At 76.1% G+C, this 17140-nt stretch carries 19 protein-coding genes; 12 read left to right on the forward strand and 7 right to left on the reverse strand.

What is annotated here, in order from left to right; translation table 11 throughout:
• Positions 1-3 precede the first annotated feature (3 nt).
• Positions 4-960 carry a DUF3500 domain-containing protein gene (locus ACSNOB_RS28305; protein ID WP_436690001.1) on the reverse strand — a complete coding sequence of 319 codons (957 nt, stop codon included), beginning with the start codon at positions 958-960 and terminating at the stop codon, positions 4-6.
• A 45-nt stretch (positions 961-1005) separates the two neighbouring features.
• Positions 1006-1407, reverse strand: a complete 402-nt coding sequence (locus ACSNOB_RS28310; protein WP_436690003.1) for an ankyrin repeat domain-containing protein — start codon at positions 1405-1407, stop codon at positions 1006-1008.
• A 63-nt stretch (positions 1408-1470) separates the two neighbouring features.
• Between ACSNOB_RS28310 and ACSNOB_RS28315 the strand changes: the two genes are divergently transcribed.
• The 4 genes from ACSNOB_RS28315 to ACSNOB_RS28330 all read left to right on the forward strand — a co-directional run bounded on the left by ACSNOB_RS28315 (position 1471) and on the right by ACSNOB_RS28330 (position 3604).
• Positions 1471-1848 (forward strand): signal peptidase I, encoded by a 378-nt coding sequence (locus tag ACSNOB_RS28315; RefSeq protein ID WP_436690005.1) that lies wholly within the window; start codon positions 1471-1473, stop codon positions 1846-1848.
• A gap of 110 nt (positions 1849-1958) precedes the next feature.
• Entirely contained in the window at positions 1959-2414 is a 456-nt protein-coding gene (locus ACSNOB_RS28320; RefSeq protein WP_436690007.1) for a cysteine dioxygenase, read from the forward strand.
• A gap of 53 nt (positions 2415-2467) precedes the next feature.
• A complete protein-coding gene (locus tag ACSNOB_RS28325; protein WP_436690009.1) occupies positions 2468-2956 on the forward strand; it encodes a rhodanese-like domain-containing protein in 489 nt (162 codons plus the stop codon).
• Positions 2957-3004: 48 nt separating this feature from the next.
• On the forward strand, positions 3005-3604 hold the full coding sequence (locus ACSNOB_RS28330) for a winged helix-turn-helix domain-containing protein (RefSeq protein ID WP_436690011.1): 600 nt from the start codon (positions 3005-3007) through the stop codon (positions 3602-3604).
• A 190-nt stretch (positions 3605-3794) separates the two neighbouring features.
• Here ACSNOB_RS28330 and ACSNOB_RS28335 read toward each other — a convergent pair whose 3' ends face one another.
• Positions 3795-4556: a hypothetical protein gene (locus tag ACSNOB_RS28335; protein ID WP_436690013.1), complete on the reverse strand. Its 762-nt coding sequence runs from the start codon at positions 4554-4556 to the stop codon at positions 3795-3797.
• Between the two features lie 472 nt (positions 4557-5028).
• Between ACSNOB_RS28335 and ACSNOB_RS28340 the strand changes: the two genes are divergently transcribed.
• From ACSNOB_RS28340 to ACSNOB_RS28360, 5 genes are all read left to right on the forward strand, one after another.
• A complete protein-coding gene (locus ACSNOB_RS28340) occupies positions 5029-5634 on the forward strand; it encodes a winged helix-turn-helix domain-containing protein (RefSeq protein ID WP_436690015.1) in 606 nt (201 codons plus the stop codon).
• A 150-nt stretch (positions 5635-5784) separates the two neighbouring features.
• Positions 5785-6423: a uridine kinase gene (locus ACSNOB_RS28345; RefSeq protein WP_436690017.1), complete on the forward strand. Its 639-nt coding sequence runs from the start codon at positions 5785-5787 to the stop codon at positions 6421-6423.
• Positions 6424-6584: 161 nt separating this feature from the next.
• Positions 6585-6983 (forward strand): TraR/DksA family transcriptional regulator, encoded by a 399-nt coding sequence (locus ACSNOB_RS28350; RefSeq protein WP_091106591.1) that lies wholly within the window; start codon positions 6585-6587, stop codon positions 6981-6983.
• A gap of 44 nt (positions 6984-7027) precedes the next feature.
• Entirely contained in the window at positions 7028-7900 is an 873-nt protein-coding gene (locus ACSNOB_RS28355) for a DUF72 domain-containing protein (protein ID WP_436690019.1), read from the forward strand.
• 305 nt (positions 7901-8205) lie between these two features.
• Positions 8206-8634, forward strand: coding sequence for a DUF2267 domain-containing protein (locus ACSNOB_RS28360; protein WP_436690021.1), 429 nt, complete (start codon positions 8206-8208; stop codon positions 8632-8634).
• Between the two features lie 67 nt (positions 8635-8701).
• On the opposite strand, the gene ACSNOB_RS28365 is transcribed toward ACSNOB_RS28360, so the two are convergent.
• Entirely contained in the window at positions 8702-9508 is an 807-nt protein-coding gene (locus ACSNOB_RS28365; protein ID WP_436690023.1) for a DUF72 domain-containing protein, read from the reverse strand.
• Positions 9509-9519: 11 nt separating this feature from the next.
• Positions 9520-10266: a PIG-L deacetylase family protein gene (locus ACSNOB_RS28370; RefSeq protein ID WP_436690025.1), complete on the reverse strand. Its 747-nt coding sequence runs from the start codon at positions 10264-10266 to the stop codon at positions 9520-9522.
• Between the two features lie 188 nt (positions 10267-10454).
• Between ACSNOB_RS28370 and ACSNOB_RS28375 the strand changes: the two genes are divergently transcribed.
• The 3 genes from ACSNOB_RS28375 to ACSNOB_RS28385 all read left to right on the forward strand — a co-directional run bounded on the left by ACSNOB_RS28375 (position 10455) and on the right by ACSNOB_RS28385 (position 13582).
• On the forward strand, positions 10455-11870 hold the full coding sequence (locus ACSNOB_RS28375) for an endo-1,4-beta-xylanase (RefSeq protein WP_436690027.1): 1416 nt from the start codon (positions 10455-10457) through the stop codon (positions 11868-11870).
• Between the two features lie 143 nt (positions 11871-12013).
• Positions 12014-12304, forward strand: a complete 291-nt coding sequence (locus ACSNOB_RS28380; protein WP_393107347.1) for a hypothetical protein — start codon at positions 12014-12016, stop codon at positions 12302-12304.
• Between the two features lie 9 nt (positions 12305-12313).
• Positions 12314-13582 carry a cupin domain-containing protein gene (locus tag ACSNOB_RS28385; RefSeq protein ID WP_436690029.1) on the forward strand — a complete coding sequence of 423 codons (1269 nt, stop codon included), beginning with the start codon at positions 12314-12316 and terminating at the stop codon, positions 13580-13582.
• A 123-nt stretch (positions 13583-13705) separates the two neighbouring features.
• Here the strand turns inward: ACSNOB_RS28385 and ACSNOB_RS28390 are convergent, their stop codons facing one another.
• Positions 13706-14371 carry a hypothetical protein gene (locus tag ACSNOB_RS28390; RefSeq protein WP_393107351.1) on the reverse strand — a complete coding sequence of 222 codons (666 nt, stop codon included), beginning with the start codon at positions 14369-14371 and terminating at the stop codon, positions 13706-13708.
• Positions 14368-17031 carry an FtsK/SpoIIIE domain-containing protein gene (locus ACSNOB_RS28395; RefSeq protein WP_436690031.1) on the reverse strand — a complete coding sequence of 888 codons (2664 nt, stop codon included), beginning with the start codon at positions 17029-17031 and terminating at the stop codon, positions 14368-14370. The genes ACSNOB_RS28390 and ACSNOB_RS28395 overlap by 4 nt, the downstream gene beginning before the upstream one ends.
• Positions 17032-17140: the final 109 nt, after the last annotated feature.

Genomic DNA, 17140 nt, shown 5'->3' on the forward strand with positions numbered 1-17140 from the left:
GGGTCAGTGGGTGGGGTGGGACTCGGCGTGGTGGGCGGCGAGGACGTCCGCGCCGAAGTCGCTGGCCGGGCGGCGCAGCACGGTGTGCGCGTGGTTGCCGTCGTCGGTGGTGTTGTCGTACTCGATCAGCAGGTCGTCGCCCTGCACCCGGTAGTAGTGGCGCTGGCCGGGGCCGGTCGGGCCGGCCCAGGCGAAGTGCAGCTCCCCGGCGGTGAGCCGGCGCGCCTCCCGGACCGCCAGCTCGGGCGGGAGCCGGTCCAGGTAGAGCGCGACGAGCTGGTCCAACAGCGCCCGGCCGGTGGGCCCGAGGCGGTCGGCGGGCACCCCGAGCGGCTCCAGCGGCGTGTCGACGCGGGGTCGGGTCGCGCTGATGATGTCCCCGGGCGCCTCGTCGGCGACGATCGCCGCGGCCCGGCCGGCGGGGCCCATGGCGTCCAGCAGGGCGCGCGCCAGGTCCTCCTCGACGCCCAGCGGCCTGGAGACCGGGCGGCCGGCGTACCGGACGGTGGCCGGGTTGGCGCCGAAGAAGATCGGCGCGGGGGAGACCTGGTCGGCCACCACGGTCATGCTCACCGAGAGGTGGTGCCCCTCCAGCCGCCACGCCCACGCGTCGTCGCGGGCCGGGTCGCCGAAGACGGCCACCCAGTAGTCGCCGCTGTGCCGGCCCCGCCGCCAGCCCTCCGCCCGGTCCAGCACCTCCTCCAGCGCGACGATCGCCATCGCCTGCGCGTACGCCGGCGGGCTCAGCGCGGTGGCCAGCAGCCGGTGCGCGGCCTTGCGCCCGGCGCGGTCGAGGTCGGCCAGGCACACCCCGGGCCGGGGCCGGGGACGGTACTCCAGCCAGCGCCGGGCCTGCTCGTCGTCGAACCGGTGGGCGGCGCGGGCGCGGGCGGGCTCGTCCAGCGCGGCCAGCAGCGCCGTGCCGGCGGTGCGCATCTGCTCGGGCAGCGGATCTTCCACCGCCTCTGTATACCGGGCGGGGCGCCGCCGCGCGGGGCGACGCGGTCAGCCGGCCGGCGGACCGGCCAGCAGGGCGAGCATCTCGGGCAGGTCGAAGAAGTGGGCCGTCTCCACCGCCGACGGGCTGCCGTGGTGCGGGTCGGCACCGGCGGCGAGCAGCGCCCGGACCGCGTCGCCGCTGCTGCGGAAGGCTGCGGCGGCCAGCGCGGTCTGCCCCCGGTCGTTGGTGCGGCTGTGGTCGGCGCCCCGGGCCAGCAGCGCGGCGACGGTCTCCGGGTGGGCGTGGTAGGCCGCCAGGATCAGCAGGGTGTCGCCCTTGTCGTTGGTCAGGTCGACCGGCAACCCCGCGTCGACGCACCCGGCCAGCTCGTCGGTCGCGCCGTCGCGCGCGAGGTCGAACATCCGGTGCGCGAACGCCAGCGTCTCGGCGTCGAGTTCCTCGCTCACCGGTCCAGGTTAGTCGGCCGGTCGCCTGGTACGTTGCTCGGCCGGCGTGCTGGGGGAGGGGCGATGGACGACACGGTGTACGTGGGCAACGCGGGCGTGGACGGGGCGACGAACGCGGGCTGGCTGCTCGGGCACTTCATGCCGGCGGGCGACGTGCGGCACAGCACCGACGTCGAGGTCAAGTGGGGGGTGCACCCGGCCGGGGAGGCGCGCTCCCGGTGGGCCACCGGGGAGCGGCGGACCGCCCTGCTGGTGCTGCTCGGCGGGCGGTTCCGGGTCGAGCTGCCGGACCGGACGGTGGTGCTGCGCGAGCCCGGCGACTACGTGGTGTGGGGGCGCGGCGTGGACCACTCCTGGTACGCCGAGCGCGAGTCGGTCGTGCTGACCGTCCGCTGGCCGTCGGTCCCGGGCTACCGGGTGGAGCCGCCGGTCCGCCGCTGATCGGCCGACTGTGGACCCGCCCGTCTCGGCATGCGGAATTACCTACTAAACCCATAGGCTTTACAGGCTAAGCTGAGGCCACGCCCACCGCCGCACCCCAGAGGACCGCCATGCTCGACCCTCGCCAGCCCGACCTGCTCGCCGTCGCCCGGTCCTGGGCCGCCGCACCGGGCCGCTGGCCGGTGCCGCCGCGCTTCGACCCGATCTCCCGGTGGTACGCCCGGCTCGACCACACCGCCGACCACGAGGTGTGGGCGCTGAGCTGGCTGCCCGGCCAGGGCACCGATCTGCACGACCACGGTGGTTCGAGCGGCGCGTTCCTCGTCCTGGCCGGCGTGCTCACCGAGGAGACCGTCAGCGGCGGCCGGCTGCGCCCGCACCACCTGGCCGCCGGCTCCGGCCGTCGCTTCGGGCCCCGGCACGTGCACGTGGTGACCAACCGGGGCGACGAGCCGGCCGTGAGCGTCCACGTCTACCGCCCCGCCCTGCGCCGGATGACCCGCTACCTGCTCGCCGACGGCCGGCTCCGTGCCGCCGAGGTGGCCGAGGCCGGGGTCGCCTGGTGAGCGCCCCACCGACCCGCTCGACCGACCGTCACCAATCACCGGAGGGAACGACCATGCCGCAGACCGACCCGCACGCCTGTCCGGCCCCGGCGCCGCCGGGCTCCCGGGGCATCGACGAGATCCTGGCGGCCGCCCGGGCACGGCTCGACCGGCTGGATCCCGAGCGGGCGCACCTCGCCTGTCGCGGCGGGGCGCTACTGGTCGACATCCGCCCGGCCGCCCAGCGGGCCGCCCACGGCACCGTCCCGGGCTCGCTGGCGGTCGAACGCAACGTGCTGGAGTGGCGCTTCGACCCGCGCTGCCCGGCGCGGCTGCCCCAGGCGGTCGGCTACGACCTGCCGGTGGTGGTCATCTGCCAGGAGGGCTACACCTCCTCGCTGGCCGCCGCCGCTCTGCGGGACCTCGGGCTGCACCGCGCCACCGACGTCGTCGGCGGCTTCGTCGCCTGGCGACTCGCCGGCCTGCCCGTCCTCGGCCCCACCCCGCCACAGCGTCCGTCCACGTCCGCGCCCCCGGTGACCGCCGGCCGGGCGCCGTCCTGACCGTCGCGCCCCACCGGGCGTGGCGGCACCGCCGCCCCAGGAGGCTCCATGTCCGTCGTCGCCCTCACCCCTCGATCCCAGCCGGCCGGCCGCCCCGGCCCGGTGCGTCCGCGCTCCGTACCGACCGTCACCATCACCCTCGACGTCGCCCCCGGCCCGCTGAGCCCTCGCCTGGCCCGGCTGCTGGAGCTGATCGGCGAGCTCGCCGAGTCGGGGGAGGGTCGGGTCCGCCCGGCCGCCGCCGAGGCACCGCCGGCGGCGCCCGGCCCCGTCCCGGCCGTCGCGGGCCCCGGCCCGGCCGCGGCTGGCGCGGACCCCGATCCCGCCCCGGACGCCGGGCGTTCCGACGCGATCCGGATCCTCGCCGGGCCGCGGGTCGTCCACCACGGCGCCCGGGCGGTGGCGCTGACCCGCATCGAGTACGACCTGCTGCTGTTCCTGGCCGAGCGGCCCCGCCGGGTCTTCACCCGCCTCCAGTTGCTCGCCAACGTGTGGGGCTACGAGCACGCGGTGGCCCGCACCGTCGACGTGCACGTCCGCCGGCTGCGCGCCAAGTTCGGCGCCGACACGCCGCTGGTCACCACCGTCCACGGTGTCGGCTACCGTCTGGCCGACGAGGCCCGGATCGAGGTCGACCGGGGACGGTGACGGACACCCGGCAACCGAGGTCGACGAAAAGCGCCTACTCGGCTGAACCGGGTGCCCAGGTACGTGGCGAGGCGCACGCTTGCCGAGCCGCTGGGGTGGGAGGGCTCGACGCCCGTCAGCGGTGACCTCGCCGATGGCGTCGCCGGGCTGGACAGCCCCGCTCCCCGAGGGTCGCGGCGGCGGACGCGGTTCACACCAGGCCGGCGACGGCGCCTATCGCGGTGATGGCGACCGCCACCTGCTCGGCAAGAGGACCGTCGACCGGCCACGAGCCGTCCGGGCGCTGGGTGGTGGTGAGCCGCCGGACCACGGCGGCAAGCACGGGATGGCCCGAGGGCAGCAACGCCGCCCGCAGAGCGCACCCGGCGTGGGCGACGTCGGCCGGGGGCGCGTCGAGCAGCCGCCGCGCCAGGATGTCCAGCCCCTGGTCCGCCTCCTCGCACAGCCCCACCGCCCACAGCAGGGCGGCGGCGAGCCAGGTGGTGGTGAGGCACGTCGGCCAGGCACCTGAGGCTGCGACGGCGTCGCGCACCGCCCGGGCGGCCCGCCCGGCCGCTTCGGGCCGGTCCACGACCGCCAGGCACCAGCCGACGTTGGCGGTCAGGTAGAGCGGGTCCTGCGACGGCAAGTGCCCGGTGTCCACGGCGGAGCGCACCGTGCCGTCCGGCGGGACCAGCGCGGCGAGCCAGTCGGCGCAACGGTCCGCCCGTGAGCTGTACCGCAGGTCCAACTCGATGATCCGGGCGAGCCGGTCGCACGTCGCCGCCACGGAGGGGGCGCCGGCTGACCAGGGGGCCGGGAAACCGCCCTCGGGAGTCTGGTCGGCGAACAACGCGTCCGCCACGTGCAGCGGTGCCGGCCACACCCCGGTCAGCACCGTCGCCAGCCGGTGCCCGTCGGACTCGTCACCGTGCGCGAGCACCCACTCGACTGCGGCACCGTTGTCGATCATGGGCCGAACGTAACAAGCGTCGGGACGAAGGGTCGAGCTGGGGCGCGTGGCGGACCACGACTCCGGTGGTCGCCGACTCCCTCTGACCTGTGCCGTCACGAGCGAACACGAGGTGCAGGAGGCTACGGGCGGGCGGCGGGCAGGACCTGTTGCGGCGTCGTGCGGCATGTGGCACACGTGGGAGCGTGCCCGGCTGCCCATGGCGCCGACGTGGGCCACGTTGATCCGGACGGGTCCGCCTCGGCCTCGACGAATGTGAACCGGACGGGTACCCCCCGTATCGGGTCAACCCGGCGGCTCTGCTGTAATCATCAGGCTTCGTACGCAGAGCGAGCGTTTGGCTCCGATGTGTTCGTCAATTGTCACATTCATGCAACGCAGCCGCCCCTTGACCCTCGCACCGGCGCCGGGAAGCATCGATGAAGCGGCGTCCCGGGCCGTGGGGAGATACCCGGACCAGCCAAGGAGGACCATGTCGGTCAGCCCCGCCTCGTCGCGCGCCGGATGGCATACGTCCCAGCCCGCTGTTCCCGGTCGGCCCCCCGGCGGCCAGCGCCGTCCCGCCAACACCGCCGCCCCGATGCTCACGGTGACCCTGAACATCCCGCTGGCCTGCGAGGAGTCGCTGACCCCACCCGCCCGTCGGCTGCTGGAGGCCGCCCGCGAGCTGCTCGAACGCGGCGAGGGGACGATCACCACGGCCACCGCCGAGCGCCGCCCCGACCCGGTGCCGGCCGGTCGGCCGCCGTCGCGCCAGGTCGCCGCTCCCACGATCCCCGCCCTGCACATCCTCGCCTCGTCCCGCTCCGTGCTGCGCGACGGCGAGCCGCTGCCACTGACCCGGCTGGAGTTCGACCTGCTGCTGCACCTGGTCGCCCATCCTCGCCGGGTGTTCACCCGGCTGCAGTTGCTCAACGCCGTCTGGGGCTACGAGCACGCCGGGGTGCGCACCGTCGACGTGCACGTCCGCCGCCTGCGCGGCAAGGTCGGCGTCGACGTCCCGCTGGTCACCACCGTCTACGGCGTCGGCTACCGGCTCGCCGACGACGCCCGCGTCACCATCGACCGCAGCGGCTGACCCGGCGCTCGGCCAGGGCTGGGCCCGTGTCGTTCCCGCGCCGCTCCCGCTCCGGGCCGGGCGGCCCGGGCCGCCGGGGCCTGCGACCGCCGGGGCCCGCGACCGCCGGGGGCCGGTGGCCGGCTGCGGCCCACGAGGCACGATGGTCGGATGCGGATCCGTCCCATCTCCCCGGACCGGCTGGTCACCGAGCTGACCGAGCGGCTGGCCGGCGCCGACGCCGCCGGCCGCCTGCGCGTGGCCGTCGACGGCGCCCCGGCCGCCGGCCCCGACGCGTTGGCCGCCGCCCTGGTCGACCCGCTGCGCGCGCTCGGCCGACCCGTGCTGCACGTACGCGCCGACGACTTCCTCCGCCCCGCCTCGGTCCGCCTCGAGCACGGCCGGACCAACCCCGACGCGTACTACGAGGGCTGGGTCGACGAGGCGGGGCTGCGCCGCGAGGTGCTCGACCCGGCCGGGCCGGGCGGCTCCGGGCGGGTGCTGCCCTCCCTCTGGGACGCCCGCGCCGACCGGGCCAGCCGCGCCGCGTACGTCGACCTGCCGCCCGGCGGCGTCCTGCTGGTCAGCGGGGCGCTGTTGCTCGGCGGCGGCCTGCCCTTCGACGTCACGGTCCACCTGGAGCTCTCCCCGGCGGCCCTGGCCCGGCGCACCGACCCGGCGCTGCGGTGGACGCTGCCCGCCTTCGCCCGGTACGCCGACGAGGTGGCCCCGGCCTCCTTCGCCGACGTCGTGGTCCGCGCCGACGACCCCCGCCACCCGGCACTGGTGGAGTCCGCGGTGTCCTCCTGACCGCCGCGACGTCCGGAAAAATCGCCGGTTTGATCATCGGCGGGCCGGGGTATTCGGCCGGCTCACAGAGCACGGGTGATCCGCCCGCGCGCAGACGACCACAGCCCGGGCCCACGTACCGGTGCCCCGGCGGACCTCGAGGCCCAGAAAGGCAGGCAGCGATGCTCGTCCACGACAAGGTCGGTACGGGCCGATCCCAGGCGGAGATCGACCAGATCCGGCGCTCCCTGCAGGCCCGTTACGACGAGCTGTCCGCGGAGTACGAGCAGGCGGTGCTGCAGAGCCAGGTGTTGCGGCTGGTGGAGGTCGGCGACACCGCCGGCGACGACCAGGCCGACAGCGGCACCAAGACGGCGGAGCGGGACACCGCGCAGTCCCTGCTGCGCACCATCCTCGACCGCCGCGCCCAGTTCGAGCACGCCCTCACCCGGCTGGAGGAGGGCACCTACGGCTTCTGCGAGGGCTGCTCCGCGGCCATCCCGGTCGAGCGGCTGGAGATCTTCCCGTCCGCCACCACCTGCGTGCAGTGCAAGCAGAACCGGGAGCGCCGGGCGGCCTGACGCGAGCGGTTGCCGGTCGGTCCGGGACGCGGTGGACTCCACCCATGGGTGAGATCAAGGTGGGCACCGCCTCCTGGACCGACCGCACGCTGCTGGACTCCGGCTGGTACCCGCGGACCGCCGACACGCCCGAGAAGCGGCTGGCGTACTACGCCCGCCGGTTCCCGCTGGTCGAGGTGGACGCCACCTACTACTCGCCGCCGGCCGAGCGGACGGCGCGACTGTGGGCCGAGCGCACCCCGCCCGGCTTCACCTTCAACGTCAAGGCGTTCAGCCTGCTCACCGGGCATCCGACCCGGGTCAGCGCGCTCTACAAGGAGCTCCGGCCGGACACGGAGAAGAAGAACCTCTACCCCGACGACCTGCGGCCGCAGGCGTACGAGGAGGTCTGGACGAGGTTCCTCAGCGCCCTGGACCCGCTGGTCGAGGCGGGCAAGCTCGGCGCGCTGCTGTTCCAGTTCCCGCCCTGGTTCACCATCAAGCGGGACAACAAGCAGTACCTGCTGGAGGTGGCGAAGCGCTGCGCCCCGCTGCGCCCGGTCTACGAGTTCCGGCACGCGTCCTGGTTCGACGGTGACAACGCCGACGAGACCCTCGCCTTCCTGCGCCAGCACCGGCTGGCGTACGTCTGCGTGGACATGCCGCAGGGGCACCGCTCGTCGGTGCCCCCGGTGCTGGCCGCCACCGCGGACCTTGCGGTCGTCCGCTTCCACGGGCACAGCGACAAGTGGACCAGCAAGGACATCCACGAGAAGTTCGGCTACCGCTACTCCGACCGGGAGCTGCGCGACTGGGCGCCGAAGCTGCGCGAGCTGGCCGACGCCACGGAGCGGACCCACGTGCTGATGAACAACTGCTACCGGGACTACGCCCAGACCAACGCCGCCACCCTCGCCGGGCTGCTCGACGCCGGCTGAGCCGCGGCGGGTTTCTCATCCCGTCCGGGTGAGGCCCGCTCACCCCGCCGCCGCGCAGCATGGACGGTGCGTGCGGTCGACCGCGACCGCGGAACCGACACCACGGAGGTGGCTGGAGATGACGGTTCGGGTGGTACCGGATCGACGACGCGGCGCCGTGCTGCACGTCGTCGGGTCGTCCGGCGATGCCCGGTCGGTGCCGCGCGCCAGCCGGGTCAGCCCGACCCGACAGCCGCGCGGCCCGGTGGGGCCGCCGCGACGTGACGACGACCGACGGTGGGAGACCGACGTACGGGGGTGGACAGATGGCTGAGCAGTTGCATTCGGCGTTCGAGTCCTCGATGGACAAGACGAACCTGATCCTCAAGGACATCGAGCAGGCATACGGCTGGCCGAAGGAGCAACGCAACCAGTCCTACTGCGCGCTGCGCACGGTGCTGCACCTGTTGCGGGACCGGATGCCGGTGCAGGAGAGCGTCGAGTTCTCCGCGCAGTTGCCGGTGCTGGTGCGGGGGATCTACTTCGACGGCTGGAAGCCGTCGGACGTGCCGATCAAGCTCAACCGGGACGACTTCCTGCTGGAGGTCCGGCAGGGCTTCCCGTACGACGTGGAGGGGGGCCCGGAGCGCGTGGTGCAGGTGGTGCTGGACACGCTTCGCCGGCACGTGACCCAGGGCGAGTGGGAGGACGTGAAGGCCACCATGCCCCGGGACCTGGCGAACATCATTCCCTGACGCGGCGGCACGCGCGACGGCCCGTTCCACCGGCCGGTGGGACGGGCCGCACGTCGTCGGGCCGGGCCTACCCCGGGCCGGCCGGCGGCGCGGCACCGGCCGGCGCGGGGTCGCCGCCCGGCGCCGCGGGGACCCGGCTGACCGACCGGCCGGCCCGCCGGGCGAGCGCCGCGAAGGCGGTGGCGTCCACGATGGCGGCGCCGCCGGGGTCGTTGTTGAAGTAGACGTACGCCGGCTCGTCGTCGCCGAAGCCGTCGGCGAGCCGACGCACCCAGGAGGCCAGCGAGGCGCGGCCGTACCGGGGCCACGGGCGGGCCCGCCCCTCGTGCAGTCGCAGGTAGCCGAAGTCGGTGGTGCGCCAGCGGGGCGCGACGGGCCGGCCGAGCCGGTCGGCCCAGACCAGCGCCGCCCGCCGCCGCTCCAGCACGGCCCGGGTGGCGTCGGTCCACCACGACGGGTGGCGCGGCTCCACCGCGACCCGCACGTCGGCGGGGAAGAGCCGCAGCGTGGCGTCCAGCGCCGCCGGGTCGGCGGGCAGGTTGGGCGGCAGCTGCAACAGCACGGGGCCGAGCCGGTCGCCGCGCGCGGTGGCCCGACCCAGGAACCGGGCCACCGGCTCGGCCGGGTCGCGCAGCCGCCTGACGTGGGTGAGGTAGCGGCTCATCTTCACCGCCACGCAGAAGTCGTCCGGCGTACGCGCCCGCCAGGCGGCGAAGGTGTCCCGTTCGGGCAGGCGGTAGAAGGCGTTGTTCACCTCGACCGTGGCGAACCGGTCGGCGAAGTGCTCCAGCCAGCGGCGCTGCGGCAGCCCGGCGGGATAGAAGCGGCCCCGCCAGTCGCGGTACTGCCAGCCCGAGGTGCCGAGCATGATCATCGCGGTCCGCCCTACCAGAGGTCGAAGCGGAAGACCTCGAACGCGGCGCCGTAGCGGACGCCGAGCCGGGCGCCGGCGGGCCGGCCCAGTCCTTCGAGGAACTCCTCGGCGTCGAAGCTGCCGTCGCCCAGCCCGGTCAGGTACGCCTCGTGCGCCTTCAGCGAGGCCACTCCGCGCGCGAAGGTGTCGGTGACGTCCACCCCGTGCGCGGCGAGCGGGGAGGCGGCGGCCCAGACCTGGCGCACGCCGTTCCACGGCTCGACGCCGCCGGTGAGCTGCTCGGGGAAGATCCAGCGGTTGCCGGCGTCGCGGACCGCGTCCAGCACCGCCCGGCCGGTGGCGATGTGGTCGGCCTGGTTCAGCGCGTACGCCCCGTCCCAGGTGTCGCGGAAGTTGGTGGTGATGACGATCTCGGGGCGGTGCCGGCGGACCACCGCGGCCAGTTCCCGGCGCAGCGGCACGCCGTACTCCAGGACGCCGTCGGGCAGGCCGAGGAACTCCACCGTGTCCACCCCGACCAGCGCGGCGGACTCCCGCTGTTCCCGCTCCCGCACCTGGCGCGCCTGCGCCGGCGGCATCCCGTCGATGCCCGCCTCGCCGCTGGTGACCAGGCAGTAGGCGACCTGCTTGCCCTGCGCCGTCCAGCGCGCGATGGCGGCGGCGGCGCCGAACTCCAGGTCGTCGGGGTGCGCCACGATCGCCAGGGCGCGCTGCCACTGCTCGGTCACCGGCTCCAGCGGCCCCGGTCCCTCGGTCATCGCCACCTCCTCGTCGACCCGATCATCCTGCCACCGCCGGCGCCGCTCCGCCGCCCCCGCTCCCGTCGGGCCGTGGCGCGGGCGGTTGACGGGCGGTGGGAGGGATGCCAGCATGTGGAAGCGCTCCCATCGACCGACGTCGCCCACCGCCGCCCCCTCCGGGCGGCCCGACGAAGGACAGGGACCGCATGCGCACCCACCACCACCACCGAGCCGGTCGGATCCGACCGGCGCTGTTGGCCGCCGTCCTGGTCGCCGGCACCGTCCTCGCCGTCGGCCACGGCATCAGCCGGCCCGACGCCGCCGAGGCGGCCACCACCCTGAAGAGCCTGGCCGACGCCAAGGGCCGCGACATCGGCGTCGCCATCGACCCCAACCGGCTCGCCGAGGCCCCGTACCGGCAGGTCGCCGACGCCGAGTTCAACCTGGTGGTCGCCGAGAACGCGATGAAGTGGGACGCCACCGAGCCCACCCGCGGCCAGTTCAGCTTCGCCCAGGGTGACGCCGTGGCCGCCTACGCCGCCGCCGGCGGCAAGAAGCTGTACGGGCACACCCTCGTCTGGCACACCCAGCTGCCGGGCTGGGCCGCCGACCTGCCCGGGCCGGACCTGCTGGCGGCGATGCGCGCCCACATCGCCGGCGTGGCCGGGCACTACCGGGGCAAGGTGGTCGCCTGGGACGTGGTCAACGAGGCGTTCGCCGACGGCGGGTCCGGCGGCCGGCGCGACAGCGTCTTCCAGCAGCGCATCGGCGACGGCTGGATCGAGGAGGCGTTCCGCGCGGCCCGCGCCGCCGACCCCGCCGCGAAGCTGTGCATCAACGACTACAGCACCGACGGGGTGAACGCGAAGAGCACCGCGATCCTCAACCTCGTCCGCGACTTCAAGGCCCGGGGGGTGCCGATCGACTGCGTCGGCTTCCAGGCGCACCTGATCGTCGGGCAGGTACCCGGCGACATGCAGGCCAACCTGCAGCGCTTCGCCGACCTCGGCGTCGACGTGCGCATCACCGAGCTGGACATCCGGATGCCGACCCCCGCCACCGCGGCCAACCTGGCGGCCCAGGCCGCCGACTACAAGCGGGTCGTCAACGCCTGCCTCGCGGTCACCCGGTGCGCCGGCGTCACCACCTGGGGGATCACCGACAAGTACTCCTGGATCCCGTCAGTCTTCCCCGGCCAGGGCGCCGCGCTGATCTGGGACGACAACTACGCGCCCAAGCCGGCGTACCAGGCGGTGGCCGAGGCGCTCGGCGGCGGCGTCGCCCCGACCACGCCCGCGCCGGGCAGCGGCTGCACCGTCACCTACGTGCCCAACTCGTGGAACAACGGCTTCACCGCCGAGGTGCGCGTCCGCAACGACGGCGCGACGCCGGTCGCCGGCTGGACCGTCGCCTTCGGCCTCTCCGCCGGCCAGCGGGTGACCAACGCCTGGAACGCCACGGTCACCCAGAACGGCGACCGGGTCGAGGCCCGCAACGCGAGCTGGAACGCGGCCATCCCCGCCGGCGGCACGGTCAGCTTCGGGTTCCAGGGCACCCACGGCGGCACCAACCCGTCGCCGTCGGCGTTCACGCTCAACGGCGCCCCCTGCCGTACGGCCTGACCTGCCCGACCGGGCACGGCGAACCGCCGGTATGAGCCGGAGCGGGCGTCTACGGTGGGGTTAGAGAAGATCGCGTGTGGGGTACCACCCGCTGCACGACGGACCCCGGCGCACGGCGGGGCGGCACATCCGAGGGAGCACCGATGGCACTCAACGACGACGACATGCAGACCACCGGCGGTGGCGGCCCCGAGGGCCCGGCCGACGGCGGCGCGACCCCCGGCCAGCAGGACGGCGGCGCCGACGGTGGTGCCGACCGCGGTGCCGAGCGCGGCGCGGACCGGGGCGCCGACCGGGGCGCGGAGGGCCCGGCCGACGGCGGCGCGACCCCCGGCCAGCAGGACGGCGGCGCCGACGGTGGCGCGGAGGGCCCGGCCGACGGCGGCGCCACCCCGGGCCAGCAGGACGGCGGCGCCGACGGCAGCGCCGCCTGACGGATCGCCGTGACCCACATCGACCCGCCGGGCGGCCGCGGCCGCCCGGCGGCTCCGTCCGCGTCCACGGCCGCGCTGACGCGCTGCGTGTCGGTCGAGCCGGCGAAGTTCGCCGCCGCCCACTGGGGACGCACGCCGCTGCTGTCCCGCGCCGACGAACTGCCCAATCCCGCCGGGTTCACCGACCTGCTCAGCCCCGCCGACGCCGACGAGCTGCTCAGCCGGCGCGGCCTGCGTACGCCCTTCCTGCGCATCGCCAAGGACGGCCAGCTCGTGCCCGCGGCGCGCTTCACCGGCGGCGGGGGCGCCGGCGCCGAGATCGGCGACCAGGTCCTCGACGAGCGGGTGCTGGAGCTGTACGCCGACGGGGCCACCCTGGTGTTGCAGGGCCTGCACCGCACCTGGCCGGCCCTGATCGACTTCGCCCGCGACCTCGGCGCGGCGGTCGGGCAGCCGTTGCAGGTCAACGCCTACCTCACCCCCGCCGGCAGCCAGGGGTTCGCCACCCACTACGACACCCACGACGTCTTCGTCCTACAGGTCGACGGCCGCAAGCACTGGCGGATCCACCCGCCCGTGCTGCCGGACCCGCTGGAGAAGCAGACCTGGGGCGGCCGGGCCGACGAGGTCTCCGCCACCGCCGACGGGCCGCCCGCGCTCGACGTGGTGCTCGCCCCCGGCGACGCCCTCTACCTGCCCCGCGGCTGGCTGCACAGCGCGCAGGCGCAGGAGTCCAGCTCACTGCACCTGACCGTCGGCGTCCGGGCGCTGACCCGGTACGCGCTGGTCGAGGAGCTGCTCGCCCTAGCGGCCGAGGACCAGCGGCTGCGCGCCACGCTGCCGTTCGGCACCGACGTCGCCGACCCGGACGCGATCGAGCCGGAGCTGACCGAGACGGTCGAGGCGCTGCGGGACTGGCTGCTGCGGGCCGACCCGGCGACCGTGGCCGCCCGGCTGCGCCAGCGCGCCTGGCCGGCCGCCCGACCGGCGCCGATCCGCCCTCTGGCCCAGGCCGCCGCGCTGGACGCGCTGGACGCCGACACCCGGCTCGCCCCGCGCCCGGGCCTGCGCTGGCAGCTCGCCCCGCAGGGGGACCGGGTGGCGCTGCGCCTGTTCGACCGCACCATCACCCTGCCCGCGTCGTGCGCGCCGGCCGTGCGCGCCCTGCTCACCGCCGAGGCCACCCGGGTCGGCGACCTCCCGGGCCTGGACGACGACGCCGACCGGATCACGCTGGCCCGCCGCCTGCTCAGGGAGGCCGTGGCCGTCCCCGCCTGACGCCGCGCCGACGCCGGGCCCGCCTGCCGCCGCCCGGGTGCCGGTGTTCCTGCAGACGCCGCGCCGATGCCGGGCCCGCCCCGCCTGACGCCGCGCCCATCCCGCGCCGACGCCGGCGCGGGGTCAGCGGGCGAGGGCCAGCAGCAGGACCGTGGTGAGCAGCCCGGCGACGAGGACCACGGCGACCGGGCGGGGGCCCAGCACGGCGTGCCGGCGGTCGGCCAGCACCTTCGCCGGCACCAGGCCGACCAGCGGGCCGAGCAGGGTCACCACCAGGGCCAGCACGGGCAGCCCGACCGCGAGTTCGCCACCGTACCGGTCGCCCGCCGCCCGGGCCGCGCCACCCAGGGCGTACGCGAGCACGGCGCCGGCCACCCCGCACAGCGCCAGCAGCGGGTTGACCGAGCCCGGCAGGTCACCGGGCTGGCGGGTACGGTCCAGCAGGTCCCGCACGCCGGCCAGCAGCGTCACCGGGTCGGCCGTGGCACCGGGCACCGGGGCCGGCGGCCCGCCCGCCCGGCGGCCGCCCCCGCCCAGCCGGCCGCGCAGCTGCTGCCACAGGTGGGCGGCCTCGGCGTCCACCCGCTCCTGCAGCTCCCGCGCGTCCACCAGCTCCCGCTCGGCGCGCGCGACCTCCGCCTCCGCGTCGGCGACCGCCCGTTCGGCGGCGGCGCACTGCTGCGCGTGCCAGGCGTGCGCCTCGGCCCGCTGGGCGCGCACCCGCGCGGTCAGCTCGGCCAGCCGCCGTAGCTGTGCCGCGTACGTCTCACTGGTCACCGGTTCGTTCATCGCGACGGTCCGTAGGGGATGATCACCTGGCCGGTGCGGTGCACCGCCCGGTCGAAGAACAGCCCGCGCCACGGGCGGGGGTACCAGTCCGGGCCGCCCGCGCCCGGATAGAGCGACGAGCCGAGCTCGCCGCCGTGGGCGTCCAGCGCCACCCAGGCGCCGATCTGGTCCGTCCGCGCCGCCGGCCCGCCCAGGTCGGCCCGCATCCGGGCGACGCCCCGCCACCAGGCCAGCACGTGGGTACGCCGTTCCGGCCCGTCGTGCAGGATCCGGCGCAGCTCCTCCAGCCCGGTACGCCGACCCACCCGCGCCCCGAGCGCCCCGGCCGCCGCGTCCACGGCGAACAGCAGCAGGTAGTGCGGGACGCCCGACGCGCCGAGCCCTTCGGCGGTCTCGGCCATCAGCTCGCCGACGGTCTCCTCGTCGTACCAGGCGGCGTCGTCGGCGAGGTCCTCGTAGAGGGCCCGGGCGGCCGGGTCGGCGTCCGGGTCGAGGCACGCGATGGAGAACCGGGCCGTGCCGGGGCGGTGTTGCCGGGCCAGCGAGCGGGCCGCCGCGTCGAGCACGGCGCACGCCTCGTCCACCCGGGTGCCGAGCACCGCCAGGTTGCGCCCGGGGGCCCGGGGCAGCCGCAGCGCCGCCGAGCGGGCCTGCACGTCGATGATCTCGCCGAGCAGCGCGACCGGCGTCCGCGGGTGACCGGCCTGCGGGGCGGTGAGCGCGCGGAAGTCCGGCGCGTCGGCGAGGCGGGGGATCGCGTCGCCGTCGAAGAGCCGGGCCGGGGCGGCGTCCTGCGGGCGCATCCGCCACAGCCGGTGCTGCAGCTCGCTCCACGTCTCCCAGTCGCTGGCCGACGGGATCCGGGCGATCTGGTTGCCCTCGGCCATGCCCGACTCGGCGTTGACGACCGCGTGGTGGCGGGGCAGCGACTGGGCGGCGTCGTTGCGTTCGGCGAGGATCCGCAGCGCCTTGGGCAACGCGATGCGCAGCGTGAACTGGGCGACCAGGGCAGGCCGTCCCCACAGCGCCTCGATGCCGCGCACGTCCTGCGAGGCGAGCACCAGGTGGATGCCCTGGGACCGGCCGCGCCGGGCCAGGTCCTCCAGCAGGTCGGCGGCCTCCCGCGCGACCACGTCCCGCCCGGCCAGCAGCATCTGGAACTCGTCGACCACCGCCACGATCCGCGGCCAGTGCCCCGTGGGGTCGACCGCGCGCAGCTCGGCGAGCTTCGTGACCTCGTGCTTCTTCGCGGCGTCGGCCCGCCGGCGCAGCTCCTCGGCGAGGAAACGCAGCAGCGCCAGGCCGAACTCCCGGTCGGTGTTGACGTTGATCCCCACCAGCCGCATGTGTGGCAGCCAGCTCGGGTCGCGCCGGCCCTGGGCGAACCGGGCGAAGGAGACCCCCTCCTTGAAGTCCAGCAGGTAGAACTCCAGTTCGGCGGGGGAGTAGCGGGCGGCCAGCGCGCCGATCCAGGCGAAGATCAGGTTCGTCTTCCCGGTGCCGGACGGGCCGCCGATCAGCGCGTGCGGCGGGTAGTCGCCGAGGGTGAGCAGCACCGGCCGGCCGTGCGGCCCCTCGCCGATGGGGGCGGTCAGCCCGGTCGCGGAATCCTCCCGCCACATCTGCTCCGGCGGTGGCAGCAGGTCGGTGAACGGGGTCGGGGCGGGGCCGGCGTTCACCCGCGCCGCCACCTCCCGGCAGGTCTCGGTGACCAGGGGCGCGGGCGGCGGCGGGTCGAGCCGGACCCGCAGCCCGCCGATGCGCGCGCCGTCCCGGTCGACCGTCACCCGGGTCACCGTCCGGTCGTCGGGCAACGACACGCCCCGGACCAGCAGGTGCACGCCGCAGGCGGCCCCGGTGCGGACGACCCGGTCGAGCTGGCCGCGCTCGTGCCGGGACAGCTCGTCCCCGCCCAGCAGCACCGCCACCCGCCACGGCTCCGGGCGGCGGCCGGTGGCGGCGGCCAGCTCGCGCAGCGAGCTGTGCTCCCCGGCCAGCACCGTCTCGTTGATCCGGCGGATCTGCTCCACCAGGTCATCCAGCAGCCGGGCCAACCCTCCGGGGCCGACGAAGGTGAGCAGTCCCGCGGTGCCGAGCGGGGCGAAGCCGGCCAGGCCGCCGCCCAGGTGGTCGGGGTCGTAGCCGACCAGCCGGACGGTGCCCGGGTCGGCGCGGCCGACGGCGCGCAGCAGCAGCGCCGACACCACCGCCTCGCAGCCCTCCCGGTCGTCGCCGGTCAGCTCCACGTGGCCGGCGTCGAGCAGCGGCACCAGCGCCGGCACCGGTTCCGCGCCCGGGATGCGTACCGTGCCGATCCGCAGCGGGCCCGGCGGCTCCGCCCGCCGCGCCGGGGTCGGGCGCCACCGCGCCCAGTCGGCGGACGCGGCGCCGGGGGCCTCCCGCAGCGCGGCGTCCGCGGCGCGGCGGGCCAGCTCGGCGATCCGCGCCGCGTGCCGCTCGTCGATCTCGGCCAACCGGCGGTCCCGTTGCGCGCCCACCCGCTCCGGCACGACCGCCGCGGCCCGCCGCACCTTCGCCAGCCGCTCCCGGGCCGTGGTCAGCTCGGCCTGCGCCGTCGACAGCCGGGTCCGGGTCGCGCCGAGGGCCTCGCCGAGCATGCCCCGGACCCGGGTGACCAGCTGCGCCCGCCGGTCAGCCATCGACGCCCCGCGGCCGCGGGTCCTGGCCCCCGCCGGCCGCCGGCCGACCGGCCGGCGGGCTCGACCAGACGCGGCGGCCGGCGCCGGTCGGGCCCGCGCCCGTCGGGCC

Origin of the sequence: Micromonospora sp. URMC 106, assembly GCF_051386395.1 — a bacterium.
Classification (GTDB): Bacteria; Actinomycetota; Actinomycetes; order Mycobacteriales; family Micromonosporaceae; genus Micromonospora.